Origin of the sequence: Comamonas thiooxydans, from assembly GCF_000964545.1 — a bacterium.
In the GTDB taxonomy this organism is placed as follows: domain Bacteria; phylum Pseudomonadota; class Gammaproteobacteria; order Burkholderiales; family Burkholderiaceae_C; genus Comamonas; species Comamonas thiooxydans.
The window spans coordinates 428773-444699 of the sequence record NZ_BBVD01000004.1 but is presented as its reverse complement, the minus strand read 5'-3'; the positions used below and the strand labels follow the sequence as shown (position 1 = coordinate 444699).

Here is a 15927-nt window from a genome sequence, read left to right as displayed (position 1 = left end):
TGCAGCGTGCACACTCTGCCCACAGAATCTGCTCCGCGCGAGCACTTGCCGTTCTACCGTCAGCTCTACTTCCAGGTGGTGTTCGCCATCATCGTGGGCGTGCTGCTGGGGCATTTCGAGCCCGCCTACGGCGAGGCCATGAAGCCCTTTGGCGATGCCTTCATCAAGCTCATCAAGATGATCATCGCGCCGGTGATCTTCCTGACCATCGTCACCGGCATCGCCAGCATGACGCACCTGAGCGCCGTGGGGCGTGTGTTCGGCAAGGCCATGGCGTATTTCCTGACCTTCTCCACGCTGGCGCTGGTCGTGGGCCTGATCGTGGCCAATGTCATGCAGCCCGGTGCCGGCATGCATATCAACCCCGCCGATCTGGACCAGACCGCCGTCAAGGGCTATGTGGCCAAGTCGCACGAGATGACGCTGACCGGCTTTGTGATGGACATCATCCCCAAGACGCTGATCAGTCCGTTTGTGGGCGACAACATCCTGCAGGTGCTGCTGGTGGCCGTGCTGTTCGGCGTGTCGCTGGCCATGGTCGGCGAGGCCGGCAAGCCCGTGCTGAACTTCTTTGAAGCCCTGACCAAGCCCGTGTTCAAGCTGGTCAACATCGTGATGAAGTTCGCTCCCATCGGTGCCTTTGGCGCCATGGCCTTCACCATCGGCAAGTTCGGTCTGGGTTCGCTGGTCAACCTGGCAGAGCTGGTGCTGACCTTCTACATCACCTCGGCCCTGTTCGTGCTGGTGATCCTGGGTGCCGTGGCGCGCTTTTGCGGCTTCTCCGTGATCAAGCTGATCAAGTACCTCAAGGACGAGCTGCTGCTGGTGCTGGGCACATCGTCTTCCGAATCGGCTCTGCCTTCGCTGATGCACAAGATGGAAAAGGCTGGCTGCAGCAAGTCCGTCGTCGGTCTGGTCGTGCCTACCGGCTACTCCTTCAACCTGGACGGCACCAATATCTACATGACGCTGGCTGCGCTGTTCATTGCCCAGGCGACCGACACGCATCTGACCCTGGGCCACCAGATCGCGCTGCTGCTGGTTGCCATGCTGTCGTCCAAGGGCGCGGCGGGTGTGACGGGGGCTGGCTTCATCACCCTGGCAGCGACCCTGGCTGTGGTGCCCGAGGTGCCCGTGGCCGGCATGGCACTGATTCTGGGTGTGGACCGCTTCATGTCCGAATGCCGTTCGCTGACCAACTTCATCGGTAACGCCGTCGCCACCGTGGTGGTCTCCAAGTGGGAAAACGCGCTGGACTACGAAAAGCTGGATGCTGCTCTGGCAGGCAAGGAAGAAAACGAGGCGGTGTCCGCTCACGCCTGAGCGCGCGCATAGGCCTCAATCCAAAAAGCCCCGATCTGATGGTCGGGGCTTTTTTCATGGGTTTCAGGCTTTAGTCCAAATCGGGGAGAGTGCTGGTAGCTATTGATTTGATTGCATTCAGGCGGAGAGCGGGGACGCTGTCAGCAAGTCATGGGCAGCCAGCACGCGCAGGGTGTCGCGCCCCAGGCTCTTGCTGCGGGGCAGAAAGCGCACCCAGCTCAGTTTGTTGACGGTGCGCTCCAGCACCTGCCGGGCCTCGGCGGGAAGCTGCTGCACAAACTGCTGCCAGGCCTCCCGGGCCTGCTCCAGCGCACCAGCCTGCTGCAGAAACAGCGCTGTGGACTGGGCATAGTTGAGCGCATCGCGCGCCATGCAGACAGCTTGCGGTAAATGGGCTGCAGGGTCGTCTTCAAAGTCAATGAAGCCTATGACTCCGTCGGCGCAGACCACCATATTGCGCGCCACGGCCTGACTCAGCACCTCGCCGCGGGCATGAGCCTGCTGGATGGCCTCCAGGCCTTTTCGCCAGAGCTCCAGCGCGGGCTGCGCGCCCCGGGCAATCGCTTCTTCGATGGCATTGCTCAGCGATGGAGCTTCTTCGCCCGGGCGGCCCAGATGGCGCATCACAAAGGCCTGGTCGTCCGTGGCCAGCACTTGCGGCACGCGCAGCCCCTTGGCCTTGAAACTGCGCAGGCGGCGCACCTCGGTTTGCAGGGACTCGGTCCCTCCGGGGTTGGGCACGGGCTGCAGCACGGCGGCCCTGAACAGCTTGGCCAGCGTGCTCAGCAGCCAGTAGTTGAGGGCCGGGTTGCCTTTGTTGGCGCGCTTGACCCAAAGGGTTTCATGCGCCAGTTCATAGCGCATGATGCTGTAAGGCTGGTCCAGATGCTCGCGCAGAAATGCCTGGTAATCGATGGCGTTCTGCGCAGAGGGCATCTGCTCTTGGGCGGAAATATCCTGAGATGGCACGGCGTGGGATCTGTCGGGCGCGAGGCTCTGGCTTCTCAGGTCCAGATACCGTTGCGTTGGGGAAAAGCTTGCGATTGTGCCGTGTTGTCGGTGCCGCCCGCAGCTGATGGTCGCAATACAGGCTCATGCAGGGGCTGAAAGCTCCGTGCCGTGGCCAGCGGCCAGTAGTTCTGGAAGACCTTGTGCTGGCGCTCCAGGTTCTGGAGCAGGCAGCCTGGTTCCACGCGCAGTATCAGGTTGGACAGCAGACTGACCTGGGTGTCGTCCAGCCGGCGCACGATATGGTGGGCTGTGATCTCGTTGGGATGCCTGAGGCCGGCGGCTTGAACCAGCTCCTGCAGCGCATGCAGGGTGTTGCGGTGGAAGTTGGCGACGCGCGTGGCCTTGTCGGGCACGACCAGCGCCTGCTGGCGCACGGTGTCTTGCGTCGTGACGCCCGTGGGGCAGGTGCCGGTGTGGCAGCTCTGTGCCTGAATGCAGCCCAGCGCCATCATGAAGCCACGCCCCGAATTGCACCAGTCGGCACCCAGGGCCATCATGCGGGCAATGTCAAATGCCGTGATGACCTTGCCTGCCGCACCGATCTTGATGCGTTGGCGCAGGTTCACGCCCAGCAGGGTGTTGTGCACCAGCAGCAGGCCTTCCTGCAGCGGCACGCCCACATGGTCGACAAACTCCACAGGCGCAGCGCCCGTGCCGCCCTCGGCACCGTCGACGACGATGAAGTCGGGCGTGATATCGGTTTCCAGCATGGCCTTGACCATGGCAAACCATTCCCAGGGGTGACCGACGCAGAACTTGAAGCCCGTGGGCTTGCCGCCTGAAAGACGGCGCAGCCTGGCAATGAACTGCATCAGCTCCACAGGGGTGGAAAATGCGCTGTGGCTTGAGGGCGAAATACAGTCCACGCCAATCGGTATGCCGCGTGCTGCTGCAATTTCGGGAGTGACCTTGGCGCCGGGAAGCATGCCGCCATGGCCGGGCTTGGCGCCCTGGCTTAGCTTGATCTCGATCATCTTGACCTGCGGATCGGTGGCGTTGGCGACGAATCTTTCTTCGCTGAACGTGCCGTCCGCATTGCGGCAACCGAAATAGCCCGAAGCCACTTCCCAGATCAGATCGCCGCCATGCATGCGGTGGTACTGGCTGATCGAGCCTTCGCCCGTGTCGTGGATGAAGCCGCCCATCTTTGCGCCCTGGTTCAGCGCCTGGATGGCGTTGCCCGACAACGCGCCAAAGCTCATGGCCGAGATGTTGAAGACGCTGGCGTGATAGGGGCGGGTGCAGGGATCCACTCCTTCAGCTGGTTGCTCCTGCGTGCCGCCAATCCAGAGGCGGAAGTCATGCGAACTGAGCTTGGTGGGTTGCAGGGAGTGGTTGACCCACTCATAGCCCTGCTGACTCACGTCGAGCTGGGTGCCGAACGGCCGGTTGTCGACCTGACCCTTGGCACGCTGATAAACCAGTGAGCGCTGGGCGCGCGAGAACGGCTGGGCCTCGGTATCGCCTTCGATGAAGTACTGACGGATCTCGGGGCGTATGAATTCGAAGATGAAGCGCATATGTCCCATGACGGGATAGTTGCGCAGTATGGCGTGCTGCTTTTGCAGCAGATCCCAGATGCCGAGAAGCACCAGCAGCAAAGACGCAATCAACCACCCAAGCCCCTTGCCTGCCGTGGTCAGCGTGTAGAGCGAGGTGCCCAGCACGAGCGCGGAAATGAAGAGGGCGCCATAGCGCAGAGGCAGACAATTGAAGAAGCGATGCACTGCAGATACTCCCATGGCAGGGTGTGTTGATGGCGGCCCGCTAAAATTCAGCCTGTACGGGGGCATCCATCCTGGATGCTTTGTCCCCTTGATCCATCGCCCGGCCCTGCACTTCGATAGTGATGAAATGATTCGGGCCATCATAAAAGCCTTTCCCTATGCAAGAACAAGCACCTAACTCCGCCGCAGAAGACGCGGCTCTCGCCGACATGCCCGAGGGCGCACTGAGCAATGATCAGCTCGAAGAGCTGGACGCGCTGCTCGACGAGTTGCGCACCCGCGGCGACGAAATTCCCCAGTGGGAATTCTGTGACGGTTTCCTGACCGCTCTGGTCTGCACACGCCGCCCCATCGCCGCTGCCGAATACATGCCCATGTTGCTGGGCGATGGCGAAGCCCTGCAAGTGGCCGAAGGCCAGCCGCTGCCCAAGCTGGAAGCCTTCAAGGACGAGGCCCAGCAGGCACGCTTCATGGAGCTGTTCGAGCTGCGCCTGGCTGAAGTGCGCGAGCAGCTGGACGCCGACATCAAGTCCCTGGCCGACGACGCGGCCTTCCAGCCCGAAGCGCTGGACACGCGTGGTGCCATCGCCATCCTGCCCGAAGCCGAACAGGCCGAGCTGGCTGGCGAAGAAGTGCCCTCGTTCTCGCAAGTGTGGGCGCTGGGCTTCATGTTCGTGGTGGAGAACTGGGCCGACGAATGGGCTGCGCCACGCGACAAGGAAGCAGCCCAGTTGCTGGACGCGGCCATGGAGTTCATCGTCAACCTGACCGAGGACGACACGGACGAGCCGGCTCTGAATCTATACGACGAAGCCGGCCCTGCCTCGACCAGCCAGGAACGTGTGGATGCCTTTGGCGAAGCCATCTGGGCCGTGTATGACCTGTACCGCTTGTGGAAGAGCATGGGCCCACGCCAGGAAACCATCGTCAAGGGCGAGCAGCCCGGCCGTAACGACCCTTGCCCCTGCGGTAGCGGCAAGAAGTTCAAGAAGTGCCACGGAGCCTGACCAGAGCCATCGCCTGAGGCGCTTTGCGCTTTCCCCAAGGGGCGCAGGGCGGTCTTTGCTTGCTGCCACCGAGTTAGGGACAGTGGCGTTGCAAAGGCCTTTTATAAAGCGTCTCGGTTGTTGGGGTGCTCAAAAAGCCGCGCGATATTTGCGCAGGCATTTGCGTGCAGTGTGAGTTAGTGGGATAGATGACGCATTTAGGTGAACGCATACGCGCCCAGCGACAGGCGCTGGGTTTGAGTCAGGGACGCCTGGCGCAGATGGCGGATGTCACCGCATCCGCCATCTCGCAGATCGAGTCGGGAGCCATTCGCACTCTCAAGAATGACACGCTGGCAAGACTGGCCGTCGCGCTGCAGACCACGGCGCTGGAATTGATGGCTGGCCTGCATTCCGAGACCGCATCGCTACCCAGCGATGAGCAGCGCTTGCTCGACTCCTATAGAAAACTGCAGCCACCGCTGCAGGACATTGCTCTCAAATTGATTAAAGCTCTGCAGTGATTTCCGAATCACTTTATTGAGCAATCTCTTTTGTTTCAGAAAGGCCTGCTATCTGCAGGCCTTTTTGTTTTTTCATTTAAAAACAAGGGTTAACCCGATTATTGAATGTAGGACGAAATCTATTAATCTGTAGGAAATAAATGAATATTGCGTAGATTGAACCGGAAGACATATGTGAGGGAAGAGTCAAGAAAATTGCAGATGCGTCTCGGTGTTTTTTGAAGTCTTTGTTTTTATTGGGTTTTTTTTGTGGGAGTACTCGCTTGCACATTGATTGAAATTGCCGAGAACTATGCTGCATAGTTGTTGATAGCTATTTCAAATATTTCAAGATGTTTCTGGCTTCGTAAGATTGGTTCCGCGGTGGTCGAAAACAGCCACAGCGATCTACAAACCTAATTGTTGAAGGAGCTAGTCATGAAAGACCAAATCATCAAATTCTGGCGTGATGAAGAAGGTGCAACGGCGATTGAATACGGTCTGATCGCTGGGCTGATTGCTGTAGGACTTTTAGCTGCTGTAACTGATATTGGGAAATACTTGCAGGTGGTTTTTGAAAAAATAGCAACCTCATTGGAAAAAGTAGGTACAAAAGCTCCTGCATAATAAATTCAAATAGAAATGGGGTTGAGAGATTATTTGAGACTGCTCTTTTTGCTGTGGCTTTGTGTAGCTGCAGTTTCTGATGCTAGATGGCGAAAGGTAAATAATTGGCTGATCGTTTCAGGTTTTGGATTGGGTATTTTTATACTCTCTCTGATTCCTGAAGCTCAACCTTTTGAAATTAATTTAACTGATGGGGTTTTGGGTTTTTGCGCTGTGTTCTTTATATTTCTTATCTTTTATTTCTTTGGGTTGATGGGGGCTGGGGATGTGAAGTTTGCAGCCGCACTTGGCACATGGGTTGGTTGGGAGCTATTGCTTCCAATATGGGCTTTGAGCTGCGGATTCTCAGTGATCCATGGTCTAGTAGTTAGAAATGGTTTGATATATTTACATATACCTTTCATGATTTTTAGTGAAGGTTATCAAAAAAATAAGAAGAGATTCATTCCTTATGTCGCCTATCTTTCGTTATCAACTGTGATTGTTTTGATACTGAATACATAGAAAATGAGAAAAGAGGGGGTCATGCAACTCAAAAAGCAGCAAGGTGCAGCCGCAATTGAATTTGCCATTCTCTTTCCCATCTTCTTTCTGATCTTCTACGCCATCATCACTTATGGCCTGATCTTTGCTGCACAGCAGACTCTGACTTTGGCTGCCGCCGAAGGAGCAAGAGCCGCAGTGCGCTATCCAGCACCGTCCTCTGGCAGTTCGGCGACTAAGGAGAAGCAGTTGCTGGATCGTCTTGCTGCGGCCTGCGCTAGTGCGGCTATAGCGACTGATTGGCTTTCCCAAATCGGTGCAGGCCTTGGCTCTACGACCTGTGGCTCAGGTCTCAGCAATGCAGCGGGCTTGTATGCCACCTCTGGTCTGTGTGGTACCGGATCTGCGTCCTTCACAGCTAGCAGCAATACCAGTCAGGTGAACTGTGTGACCATGCAGGTGAACTACAACTACGCCTCTGCTCCGCTGATTCCGAAGCTGTTTGGACCTTTTCTGGGTCTACCCACTCCAAATCTTTTGCAGGGGCAAGCGGTCGCACAAATTAGCTTGATTGACTGAAAACGATAAAGCCTTGCTCTTTGAGGCAAAGTAAGAAGAGGGGAATCTATGGTGAATGTCGCAAAGATCGCAGTCGGGGTTTTGCTGGCAGTGGCATTGGCCCTGGGCGTTTATGGATGGATGCTCGCCAGGGCTCCTCAGGCTCCGGCCCCTCAGGATCAAGCATCCGCCAGCGACAGCAAACCCAATGCCGGCATGAGCGTGGTGGTGGCCGCGCAGGCTATTCCAGCGGGTCAGACACTCAAGGCAGAGGATCTGCAACTCACGCAGTTGCCCGTCAAGCCCGATGGTGCTTATGGCGAGATTCAGGCTGCTGTTGGCTCCGTTCCTGCGGTGGACGTTCCCAAGGGCGCACCGGTACTCCAAGGACAGATGGTGACCGGTCTGGCGCTAAAGTTGTCGGAGGGCGAGCGTGCGGTCGCGGTCAAGGTCGATGAAAGCATTGGCGCCGGCAATCGCATACGCCCCGGGGACTTTGTCGATGTCTTCTTTGTACTGCGTCGCGATGGCAATGAAATCGACCAGAGCCAGGCGCGCTTGCTGCTCTCGCGCAAGCGTGTGCTGGCCTATGGCGCTGCATCAGTCGATGCACTGACTACGGCTGAGAAAGCAGAAGGCAAGCAGGCCAGTGGCCCTGACAACGCACGCACAGCAGTGCTTGCAGTACCTGTGGCAGAGGTGAGCCAACTGGCCTTGGGAGGCTCCAACGGCAGCTTGGTACTCGCACTGCGCAATCCTACGGATATGACAGAGCCGGATATGGAAAAGTTTGCGCCGCTGCCCGGCGTGCTGACTGTGGCCATGCCCAAAGGCGCTGTTGCAGCGCCGCTGGAAGGTGCTGACGCAGCGCAGGCCGGTGTGGCCATGAGCAGCCTGGCAGGTTCTGCAGGTACTTCGGCAGCGCGCATGAGCGCGGCCAAGCCCATGACGGCCGGGGTTGCCAAGCCTGCTGTGCCGCGCACCCGTACCGCTTCCGCAGACTCTTCCCTGCCCGTTGAATTCGTGCGTGGCGCCAACTCTCAAACCGTGCGGTACTGATCTATGAACAACAAGACTGTTTCAATCGCATCCCGCATCTTTTCGCTGAAGCCGCTGTATCTGCTCTGCGGCCTGCCCTTGAGTGTTGTCACTGTGCCGGCCCTTGCGCAGCAAGTGCCCAATGTGGGCGAAAGCAGAGCGCAGCAAGCGACAGCAGCCAGGGAAATCAAGCTGGTGATGGGCGCTCAGCATGAAATGAACCTGCCCGGCGGAGTGGAGCGCATTGCAATCGGTGACGACACGATTGCGGCGGTGCATATCAAGCGTGCGGGCAAGGGAGCTGCCGCCAAGATCCTGCTGAGCCCGCTCAAGCCTGGCAGTACATCGTTCATGGTCTGGCCGCGCGGTGAAGCGCAGGCGCAGACCTATATGCTCAATGTGCAGCAGCGGGTGGAATTGCGCACGGCCAAGGCTTCCAGCCTGATAGAGCAGCAGTTTGCCGGCGAGCTGGCGAACGCGCAGTCCGCCGACAAGGCTAAGACCGTCGATCTCTCCAGCGTCCAGCTCAAGAGCAATGTGGTGCAGGTCGATGTCAAGGTGGTCGAGTTCAACAAGACCCAGATGAAGAAGGTAGGCCTCAACCTGTTCAGCACGGCGCCCAACAGCTCGGGTTTCAGCTTTGGTATTTTTGGACGTGGGTCCTATGGAACTGGCGGCGGAAGTTCCACGACGGGCGCGGCAGCAAACCCTTTGACCCAGGCCTTCAACTTGCTGATGCAGTTCGACAAGGCCGGCATCGGGGTCAACATCGGCATGCTTGAAGGCAACAATTTGGCGCGAGTACTGGCCGCTCCAACGCTGGTGGCTCTGTCGGGTCAGAGTGCCAATTTCTTGTCGGGCGGGGAAGTGCCAGTTCCCGTGCCAGCGGGCACGGGCATGGTGGCCATTCAGTACAAGCCTTACGGCATTGGCTTGACGGTCTCTCCCACGGTGCTGTCTAACGATCGCATTGTGCTCAAGGTGGCGCCGGAGGCCAGCGAGCTGGATTACGCCAACACCATTGTTCTGAATAGTGCGACTGTCCCCTCGATTACCACCCGCCGTGCCGATACCACGGTGGAGCTGGGCGACGGCGAAAGCTTTGTGATTGGCGGCCTGGTCAGCCGCAACACCACATCAGGTACCGACAAGGTTCCTTTGCTGGGCGATATTCCGATTCTGGGCGTGCTGTTCAAGCGTCAGGAGTTTCAGCAAAAGGAGAGCGAGCTGGCGATTGTGGTGACGCCGCGCCTTGTCAAACCGCTGGCGCGCGATGTGAATGTGGAGCCGCTGCTGCCTGGGCGCACCGAGCAGCGTGATCCTGCGGTGTGGGGTCCATGGGTGGCGGGTGGTCTGTCGTCCAGCGTGGCGCCGGGCTTCTCGCGCTGAGTGTCCGGGTAGAGGCATGAATATGCGCATGGACTCATCCCAACTCAATACCGCACAGCCAGGGGCGGTGAGCGGCAATGCACGAGTGGTGCTGGTCACCCAGTCGCCATCGCACGCTTTCTGGCTGGCGAGTGCTCTGGGTAGCGATGCGGAAGTGATACCGGTGGCAGGCGATCTGGCTGCGCTTCATACTGCGATTTCGGCGCCAGGGCTTGGCGTGGTGGTAGTAGATTTCTCGGCTCCCATGACGGAGGCTGCCATCGCCCTGGTCAGCGATCTGCGCGTCATATTCCCTGGGGTGGTGATCATGGGGGCTGGATCCGCCGTGGAGCCAATGTCCATGCGCGCAGCCCTGCGCTGTGGTGTGGCTGAATTCATTGACTGGGATGCGTCCGAAAGTGAGGCCAGCGTCGCCATCAGGCATCAGATGCATGTACGCAGTCAGCTGCCTGCGGCTGTAGCTCTGGAGCAGGAAACAAAAGGTTTCTCCCTGCCTTTGCTGGGGGCACGTGTAGGGATGGGAGTGACTACGCTGGCAACGCATCTGGCCGTGATGTTCCAGGAGATGCATGCCTATGACGTGAGAGGCGCCAAGAACAAGAAACAGCTTGCCAGGCCTTTTGGCGCAAGTCAGTTGCCGCTGGATGAGTCCGCACATGCGGTATTGCTGGATCTGGGCTTGCCTGCACGCGATGGCTTGCTGTATCTGGGCATCGCTGGTGACTTCAGTTTTGTGGATGCGGTTCAGAACACGCGCCGCCTGGACGCGACATTGATCGAATCGGCCTTTGCCAAGCACTCCACGGGCACTGTGACTCTGGCCTGGCCTTCCGATCTGGGCATGCTGCGCGAAGTCAGCCCTGCAGCTGCAGCGGGCGTAGTCAACACGCTCAAGAGCTTGCTTGGGGTGCAGGTGATTGATCTGGGCGGCATGGTGCAGGCTGATTTTCTGGCGCCTTTGCTGCGCGAGAGCGGACAGGCCTGGGTGGTTTGTGACCAGTCGCTGGGAGGCATTGTGTCTACGGCACAGATGCTCAAGGAGCTTGATGCCAAGGGCGTGAATCGCAGCACGCTCAAGCTGGTGCTCAACCGTTTCAATGCGCAGGCCGGCCTGCCCGCCAAAGAGGTCGCGCAGCGCCTTGGTCTGGAGTTGCTGCATGTGGTTCCGGACCGGTCCACGGTTTTGCTGAATGCCGCCAGCTGTGGACAGTTGTTGTCGCAGTCGCTGCGCGGTGATCCCTATGTGACCTGTGTCAGAAGCATGGCCAGAGCATTGTTCAGCGGAGCGGTTGCGGCCGACAAGGTCGCGGCGCCAGCGTCGGGCGTTCTGGGGCAATGGGCCAAGCGATTGAGGAGAGGCGAATGAGCATGGACATTGTTTTCGCCGAAAAAGGTAGTCATTTTTCGGACTCGAAGCAACTGCTGCTGATCAAGAACGTCGCACACGAGCATTTGCTGACGCGTGTGGAGGAGCTGGGCGCGGTGTTTGCCAAATGGTCAACCAGTCGTGTGCGCCAGTTTGTACACCAGGAGCTGGAGCAGTTTGTGCGTCAGCAGCGGTTTCCCGTCAATGACGAGGAGGTGCAATGGATTGCGCAGGCTCTGAATAAGGAGCTGTCCGGGCTGGGGCCGCTTGATGACCTGATGGCCGACCCGGAGGTCGAGGACATTCTGATCAACGGCTATCAGCGCGTCTTTGTCTCGCGCAAGGGAATTTTGCAGCAGGAGGCCTTGCATTTCACCGACAACGCCCATGTGTTGCGCATCGTGCGCCGCATCATCTCTCCCTTGGGTCGCCGCCTCGATGAATCCACGCCCATGGTCGATGCGCGCTTGCCGGATGGAGGGCGTATCAATGTGGTGATAGAGCCCTTGTCGCTGGACGGGCCGGCGGTGTCGATACGCAAGTTTCGCAATGATCCTCTGCGGGTTCAGGATCTGGTCGATTTCGGCACCATGGACGAAGGCATGGCCCGCTTGCTCGAGCTGGCGGTGCGTGAGCGCTGCAATATTCTTATCAGCGGCGGCACCAGTTGCGGCAAGACCTCCATGCTCAATGCGATTGCGGGTTTTATCCCCGCCAATGAGCGGGTGGTGACGATTGAGGATACGGCCGAGCTGACGCTGCCTCATCCGCATGTGGTGCGCATGGAAAGCCGTCCCGGTGGCTTTGAAGGCGCGGGAGTGGTTTCCATTCGGGATCTGCTGCGCAACAGCTTGCGCATGCGCCCGGATCGCATTGTGGTGGGCGAGGTGCGCGGCGCGGAAGTGCTGGAGATGTTGCAGGCCATGAACACCGGCCACGACGGCTCCATGGCCACCATCCACGCAAGCTCTCCGCGTGAGTGTCTGCACCGCATGGAGATGCTTGCCGGTTTTGCGGGCTTTCAGGGCAGCGAGGTCAGCCTGCGCCGCCAGATTGCCAATGCGCTCGACTTCATCGTGCAGATCAGCCGCCTGCCTAATGGCAAGCGGCGCATCACATCAATTACCGAAGTCACGGGCATCATCGATAGCGTGATTGCCACGCAGGAGCTCTATCGTCACGAGCTGCTGCCGCAACCCGACAGCGAGGATCTGGAGCGCTGGACCACGCTGGGCATGGTGCCGCATACGCCCAAGCTGACACGCTATCGCGCGGTGCTGCAGCACGCCGGAGGCAACGGCGCAAACCATGCGGGACTGCGCCATGGCTAGCAATGCGTTTTTGCTCCTGAGTCTGGCGCTGCTGATTGCGGCTGCCGCGATTGCGCTGTGGATGCTTGTCGGCCGGCAGCAGAAGACGCGCCGTATGACCAGGCATCTGGAGCAGAGCCTGGAAAAAAGCGCAGCCGCTGCGGCCGGGTTTGTCGCCAAGGATGCGACATCGGCTTTTGATGGTTCAGTGGCGGATGCCTTACTGGGCAACGAGAAAAGAACAGGCTGGCCGGTTCCCGCCATTTTGTTGGGGACGGCCAGTGCCAGACTTTTCTATGGCAGTCTGGCCTTGATTGTCGCGGCGTTTCTGATCGTTGGCTTTGCTGCTGGCTGGCTGGCCGGTAGTGCGGCGCTGGTGGTATTGGGCATTGGCTTTTTCTTTTTGCTTTACACGCGGGCACAAAAGTACCGCACCAGGCTCACGCAGCAACTACCCGGTTTTCTCGACAACACGGTGCGCCTGGTGACCATTGGCAACTCCGTTCAGGCCGCGTTCCAGATGGCTGCAGCCAGCACCAAAGACCCGTTGCAGTCGGTCATGGAAAAAGCCGCCAGTCTGGCCCGCGCGGGCATGGATCTGGAAAATGCGGTGGCCCATGTAGCGAGGCAGACCAGGCTGGACGAGCTGCACTTGCTGGCAGCTATTCTGCGCATCAGCGTGCGTTATGGCGGCCGAGTCGATCTGCTGCTGGAGCGTGTGGCCAATTTCATGCGCGACCGCGAACAGGCCGAGCAGGATCTCTCTGCCATGACGGCCGAAACGCGTCTGTCCGCCTGGGTGTTGAGCCTGCTGCCGGTGGCCGTGTGCTGTCTGATCATTTCCTTCAATGCGAGCTACTTTTTGAATATGTGGAATGACGCCAGTGGCCGCAACATCATCTGGGCAGCAGCTGCTTTGCAGGTCTTTGGTGTGCTGCTGCTCTACCGCATGGCCAAGCTCGATGAGGGGGCAGATTGATGGAGACATCCCGTCTTTTGCTGATGCTGAGCGTGGCATTTCTGGCTTTGGCGGCGCTGATCAGTGCGGCTTTGATTGCCTATGCACATCAGCGACGCGAACGTAGCAGTCAGGTGGTGCAGGATGCACTGAGCCGCAGCGGCGCGGCTGCGGCGAATGAGGCTGCTACGCCTGCCAGGCCCGCAGATCTGCTGCGCTCGCTCAATGGCGATGGCGAGCTGCCTGCGCACTGGCTCAATACCTCGCTTGGCAAGGCGTTGGTTGCACAGGAAGACCGGGTTTTGCTGGGCAAATGCGGCTGGGGGTCGACTCGCGCGCAGCTGCAGTATTTGATAGCGCGCTGCGTGGTCTCTGTATTGTTTTCGCTGCTTGCTGCCTTTGTTTTTTCGGGTAGTAAGCAATTTCTGCTCTACCTGTTTGCGGCGTTCACCATAGGCTTTCTGCTTCCCAAATGGGTGCTGCGCAGCGTGGCTCGCCGCCGCAGGGCCAGCGTCGCCCGCGAGCTGCCTTTGCTCGTCGATTTGCTGGGCTTGCTGCAAGGCACGGGCATGAGTCTGGACCAGACTCTGCAGGTCATAGGCTCTGACTTTGGCAACGTCATGCCCGTGCTTTCGCGAGAGATACAGCTGGCCAACCAGCAGTACAGCCGGGGCAGCACGCGTGAGCGTTCCTTTGGGCGCATGAGCGAGGTCTATCAGAACGACAACCTGGCCAATCTGACATCGCTGATGATTCAGATCGACAGATACGGCGGAGCCGTGCAGGAGCCGCTGCGCATTTTTGGCGAACGTCTGCGGGAGCAGCGCAAGGCCAAGATGAAGGAGTTGATAGGAAAGATCTCGGTCAAGATGACTGCCGTCATGGTGGTGACGCTGCTTCCGGCCCTGATCATCATTACAGCCGGACCGGGGTTCCTTGCCGTGATTCGGGCGCTGGGAGGGATGACGAAATGAAAAAAGAAAGCCGATATCTGATGCTGCCATTGGCCGCTGCAACCATGGCCCTGCTGTCGGGCTGCTCCAGCATGGGTAATCTGCTGGGGCAGAACCAGCCCGTGTTGTCGCCCGCAGCCAAGGCCGCAGCAGACAGACCGCTGGAGAAGGAGGCGGTGGTCGACACGCAGGACACTTACCTCGCTCTGGTCAAGCAGATGCAGTCCAAGTCGCTCTGGTATGCCTCCATTGCGCACCTGGATGCGCTGGACAAGCAGTGGGGCGCTTCCAGCGATTCGCGGCTGCTGCGCGCCGATGCATTGCGTCAGGTGGGGCAGCTCAGTGCGGCCATCCCCATTTACCAGGGCCTGCTGGGCAGCGCCAAGGACGGAGCCGCACGCTACGGCCTGGGCCGCGTGGCCGCAGAGCAGGGCGACTTTCGCAGTGCCGCTCTGCAGATGGAGCAGGCGCGCATGAGCAATCCCGTGGACTCGCGCCTGTTGACCGATCTGGGCTATGCCTATCTGCGTGCGCGTGATCTGAATGCAGCGCGCATCCCTTTGATGCAGGCGGCGCAGCTCAACCCCGAGGACGCTCAGGCCAGTGTCAATCTGAGTCTGTTCATGATGGTCAGCGGCCAGGGCGCACAGGCCGAGGAATTCATGCGCCAGCGCAAGCTGGATGCACAGACCCAGCAACTGGTCAAGGAGCAGGCTGGGGAGTGGTTGAGGACTGCAAGCCTGGCCGCGGCAAAGCCTGCCGCGGCTGCGACCGGAAAGGTCGTCAACCTCTCTCGTCCGGAAGTGAAGACCGCCCCCGAGGCCGTGGCCAGCTCCGGGAAATCCGCCGAAGTGCCGGAGTCTGCTGCAGTGCAGGAGGTACCCGCAGCAAAAAAGCCCGCACCGGAGCCTGAAGCCGCAAAGGCTCCGGTAGTGGTAGTCAAGGCAGCGGAGTCTGTGCAGCCTCCTGCTCAAACGTCCCAGTCCCCGTTGCCGCTGCCCGCAGCTGCGCCCATGATGGCGCGGAATGTGGAGCGGGGGCTCAGTGGTGGTCAGTGGATGGTCTCTGGCGGCAGCTTCGATGCAGGGCGACCACGTCACCCTGGTCAGGGGGCGAGCCAATTGATGCCAGCAGCTACGCAAACTTATGCCTACGCGCTGCCTGTGCCTGTGCAGACAATTGACGCTCCTGTCGATGTAGCGGCTGCCGCTCCATTGGAAAGGATTCAAGAGTCAAATCGACCTGAAGTTTCTATACTTAAAGCGCAACAAGCTCCTGCATTGATAGCAAAAGTGGCGCCGCCCCTGGAGGTGGCCGTGGCGACGGCTTCTCAGTCCGCGAAGCAGGAGACGCCCAAGCCTGCGCAGCCTCTACTTACCGAGGCGATGCCCGTAAAACTGCAGCAGACGCAGGCGGTACCGGCTCCGCGCGCCGAGCCTGCACCGCAGCCCGTGATCTCGCGCCAGCCCGTGCGCCCGACAAGATCAGTGCCGGACGCTGCGGTGGTAATGGCGGCGGCACATCCTGCCGCTGTTCGCCAGGCCGGTGAATCCGGTAGCAAACAGGCTGTGCAAGCCCTGCTGCCCCAGCGCGCAGCGGCGGGCGGCTTGTTTTTCGAGACGCCCGATGAAGATGCCGGCAGCAAGCCTGTAGCTTCTGCCAAGAAGAGTGCACCCGAGCGTGCCTGGCCCTGAA

Annotated in this window: 15 protein-coding genes; 13 read left to right on the top strand and 2 right to left on the bottom strand. The window is 59.5% G+C overall.

Features of this window, described 5'->3' with window-relative positions; genetic code table 11:
- The first annotated feature begins 6 nt into the window (after nucleotides 1-6).
- Nucleotides 7-1323: a dicarboxylate/amino acid:cation symporter gene (locus Cth01_RS07285; protein ID WP_003068289.1), complete on the top strand. Its 1317-nt coding sequence runs from the start codon at nucleotides 7-9 to the stop codon at nucleotides 1321-1323.
- Nucleotides 1324-1440: 117 nt separating this feature from the next.
- Here the strand turns inward: Cth01_RS07285 and Cth01_RS07280 are convergent, their stop codons facing one another.
- Together Cth01_RS07280 and Cth01_RS07275 are read right to left on the bottom strand one after the other, a co-directional pair.
- A complete protein-coding gene (locus Cth01_RS07280; protein WP_045838832.1) occupies nucleotides 1441-2259 on the bottom strand; it encodes an RIO1 family regulatory kinase/ATPase domain-containing protein in 819 nt (272 codons plus the stop codon).
- A gap of 68 nt (nucleotides 2260-2327) precedes the next feature.
- Nucleotides 2328-4076 (bottom strand): FMN-binding glutamate synthase family protein, encoded by a 1749-nt coding sequence (locus Cth01_RS07275; protein WP_045838831.1) that lies wholly within the window; start codon nucleotides 4074-4076, stop codon nucleotides 2328-2330.
- A 194-nt stretch (nucleotides 4077-4270) separates the two neighbouring features.
- Here Cth01_RS07275 and Cth01_RS07270 point away from each other — a divergent pair, with 194 nt between their 5' ends.
- From Cth01_RS07270 to Cth01_RS07215, 12 genes are all read left to right on the top strand, one after another.
- Complete coding sequence (locus Cth01_RS07270) at nucleotides 4271-5068, top strand: YecA/YgfB family protein (RefSeq protein WP_003068296.1); 798 nt, start codon at nucleotides 4271-4273, stop codon at nucleotides 5066-5068.
- A gap of 188 nt (nucleotides 5069-5256) precedes the next feature.
- A complete protein-coding gene (locus Cth01_RS07265; protein ID WP_045838830.1) occupies nucleotides 5257-5571 on the top strand; it encodes a helix-turn-helix domain-containing protein in 315 nt (104 codons plus the stop codon).
- Nucleotides 5572-5988: 417 nt separating this feature from the next.
- Nucleotides 5989-6177, top strand: a complete 189-nt coding sequence (locus tag Cth01_RS07260) for a Flp family type IVb pilin (protein WP_072248228.1) — start codon at nucleotides 5989-5991, stop codon at nucleotides 6175-6177.
- A gap of 15 nt (nucleotides 6178-6192) precedes the next feature.
- A complete protein-coding gene (locus Cth01_RS07255; RefSeq protein WP_072248227.1) occupies nucleotides 6193-6681 on the top strand; it encodes an A24 family peptidase in 489 nt (162 codons plus the stop codon).
- A gap of 21 nt (nucleotides 6682-6702) precedes the next feature.
- A complete protein-coding gene (locus Cth01_RS07250) occupies nucleotides 6703-7239 on the top strand; it encodes a TadE/TadG family type IV pilus assembly protein (protein ID WP_045838867.1) in 537 nt (178 codons plus the stop codon).
- Nucleotides 7240-7287: 48 nt separating this feature from the next.
- The gene (gene cpaB / locus Cth01_RS07245; RefSeq protein WP_045838829.1) at nucleotides 7288-8277 is read left to right on the top strand and encodes a Flp pilus assembly protein CpaB; all 990 of its coding nucleotides are present in this window, start codon (nucleotides 7288-7290) and stop codon (nucleotides 8275-8277) included.
- Between the two features lie 3 nt (nucleotides 8278-8280).
- Nucleotides 8281-9645: a type II and III secretion system protein family protein gene (locus Cth01_RS07240; protein WP_045838828.1), complete on the top strand. Its 1365-nt coding sequence runs from the start codon at nucleotides 8281-8283 to the stop codon at nucleotides 9643-9645.
- Nucleotides 9646-9673: 28 nt separating this feature from the next.
- Nucleotides 9674-11011, top strand: coding sequence for a CpaE/TadZ family protein (locus Cth01_RS07235; protein WP_233425121.1), 1338 nt, complete (start codon nucleotides 9674-9676; stop codon nucleotides 11009-11011).
- Nucleotides 11008-12342 (top strand): TadA family conjugal transfer-associated ATPase, encoded by a 1335-nt coding sequence (locus tag Cth01_RS07230; RefSeq protein ID WP_034355119.1) that lies wholly within the window; start codon nucleotides 11008-11010, stop codon nucleotides 12340-12342. Before Cth01_RS07235 ends, Cth01_RS07230 begins: the two co-directional genes overlap by 4 nt.
- Nucleotides 12335-13300, top strand: coding sequence for a type II secretion system F family protein (locus Cth01_RS07225; RefSeq protein WP_045838865.1), 966 nt, complete (start codon nucleotides 12335-12337; stop codon nucleotides 13298-13300). The genes Cth01_RS07230 and Cth01_RS07225 overlap by 8 nt, the downstream gene beginning before the upstream one ends.
- Nucleotides 13300-14253, top strand: a complete 954-nt coding sequence (locus Cth01_RS07220; protein WP_045838827.1) for a type II secretion system F family protein — start codon at nucleotides 13300-13302, stop codon at nucleotides 14251-14253. The genes Cth01_RS07225 and Cth01_RS07220 overlap by 1 nt, the downstream gene beginning before the upstream one ends.
- Nucleotides 14250-15926, top strand: coding sequence for a tetratricopeptide repeat protein (locus Cth01_RS07215; protein WP_045838826.1), 1677 nt, complete (start codon nucleotides 14250-14252; stop codon nucleotides 15924-15926). The genes Cth01_RS07220 and Cth01_RS07215 overlap by 4 nt, the downstream gene beginning before the upstream one ends.
- Nucleotide 15927: the final 1 nt, after the last annotated feature.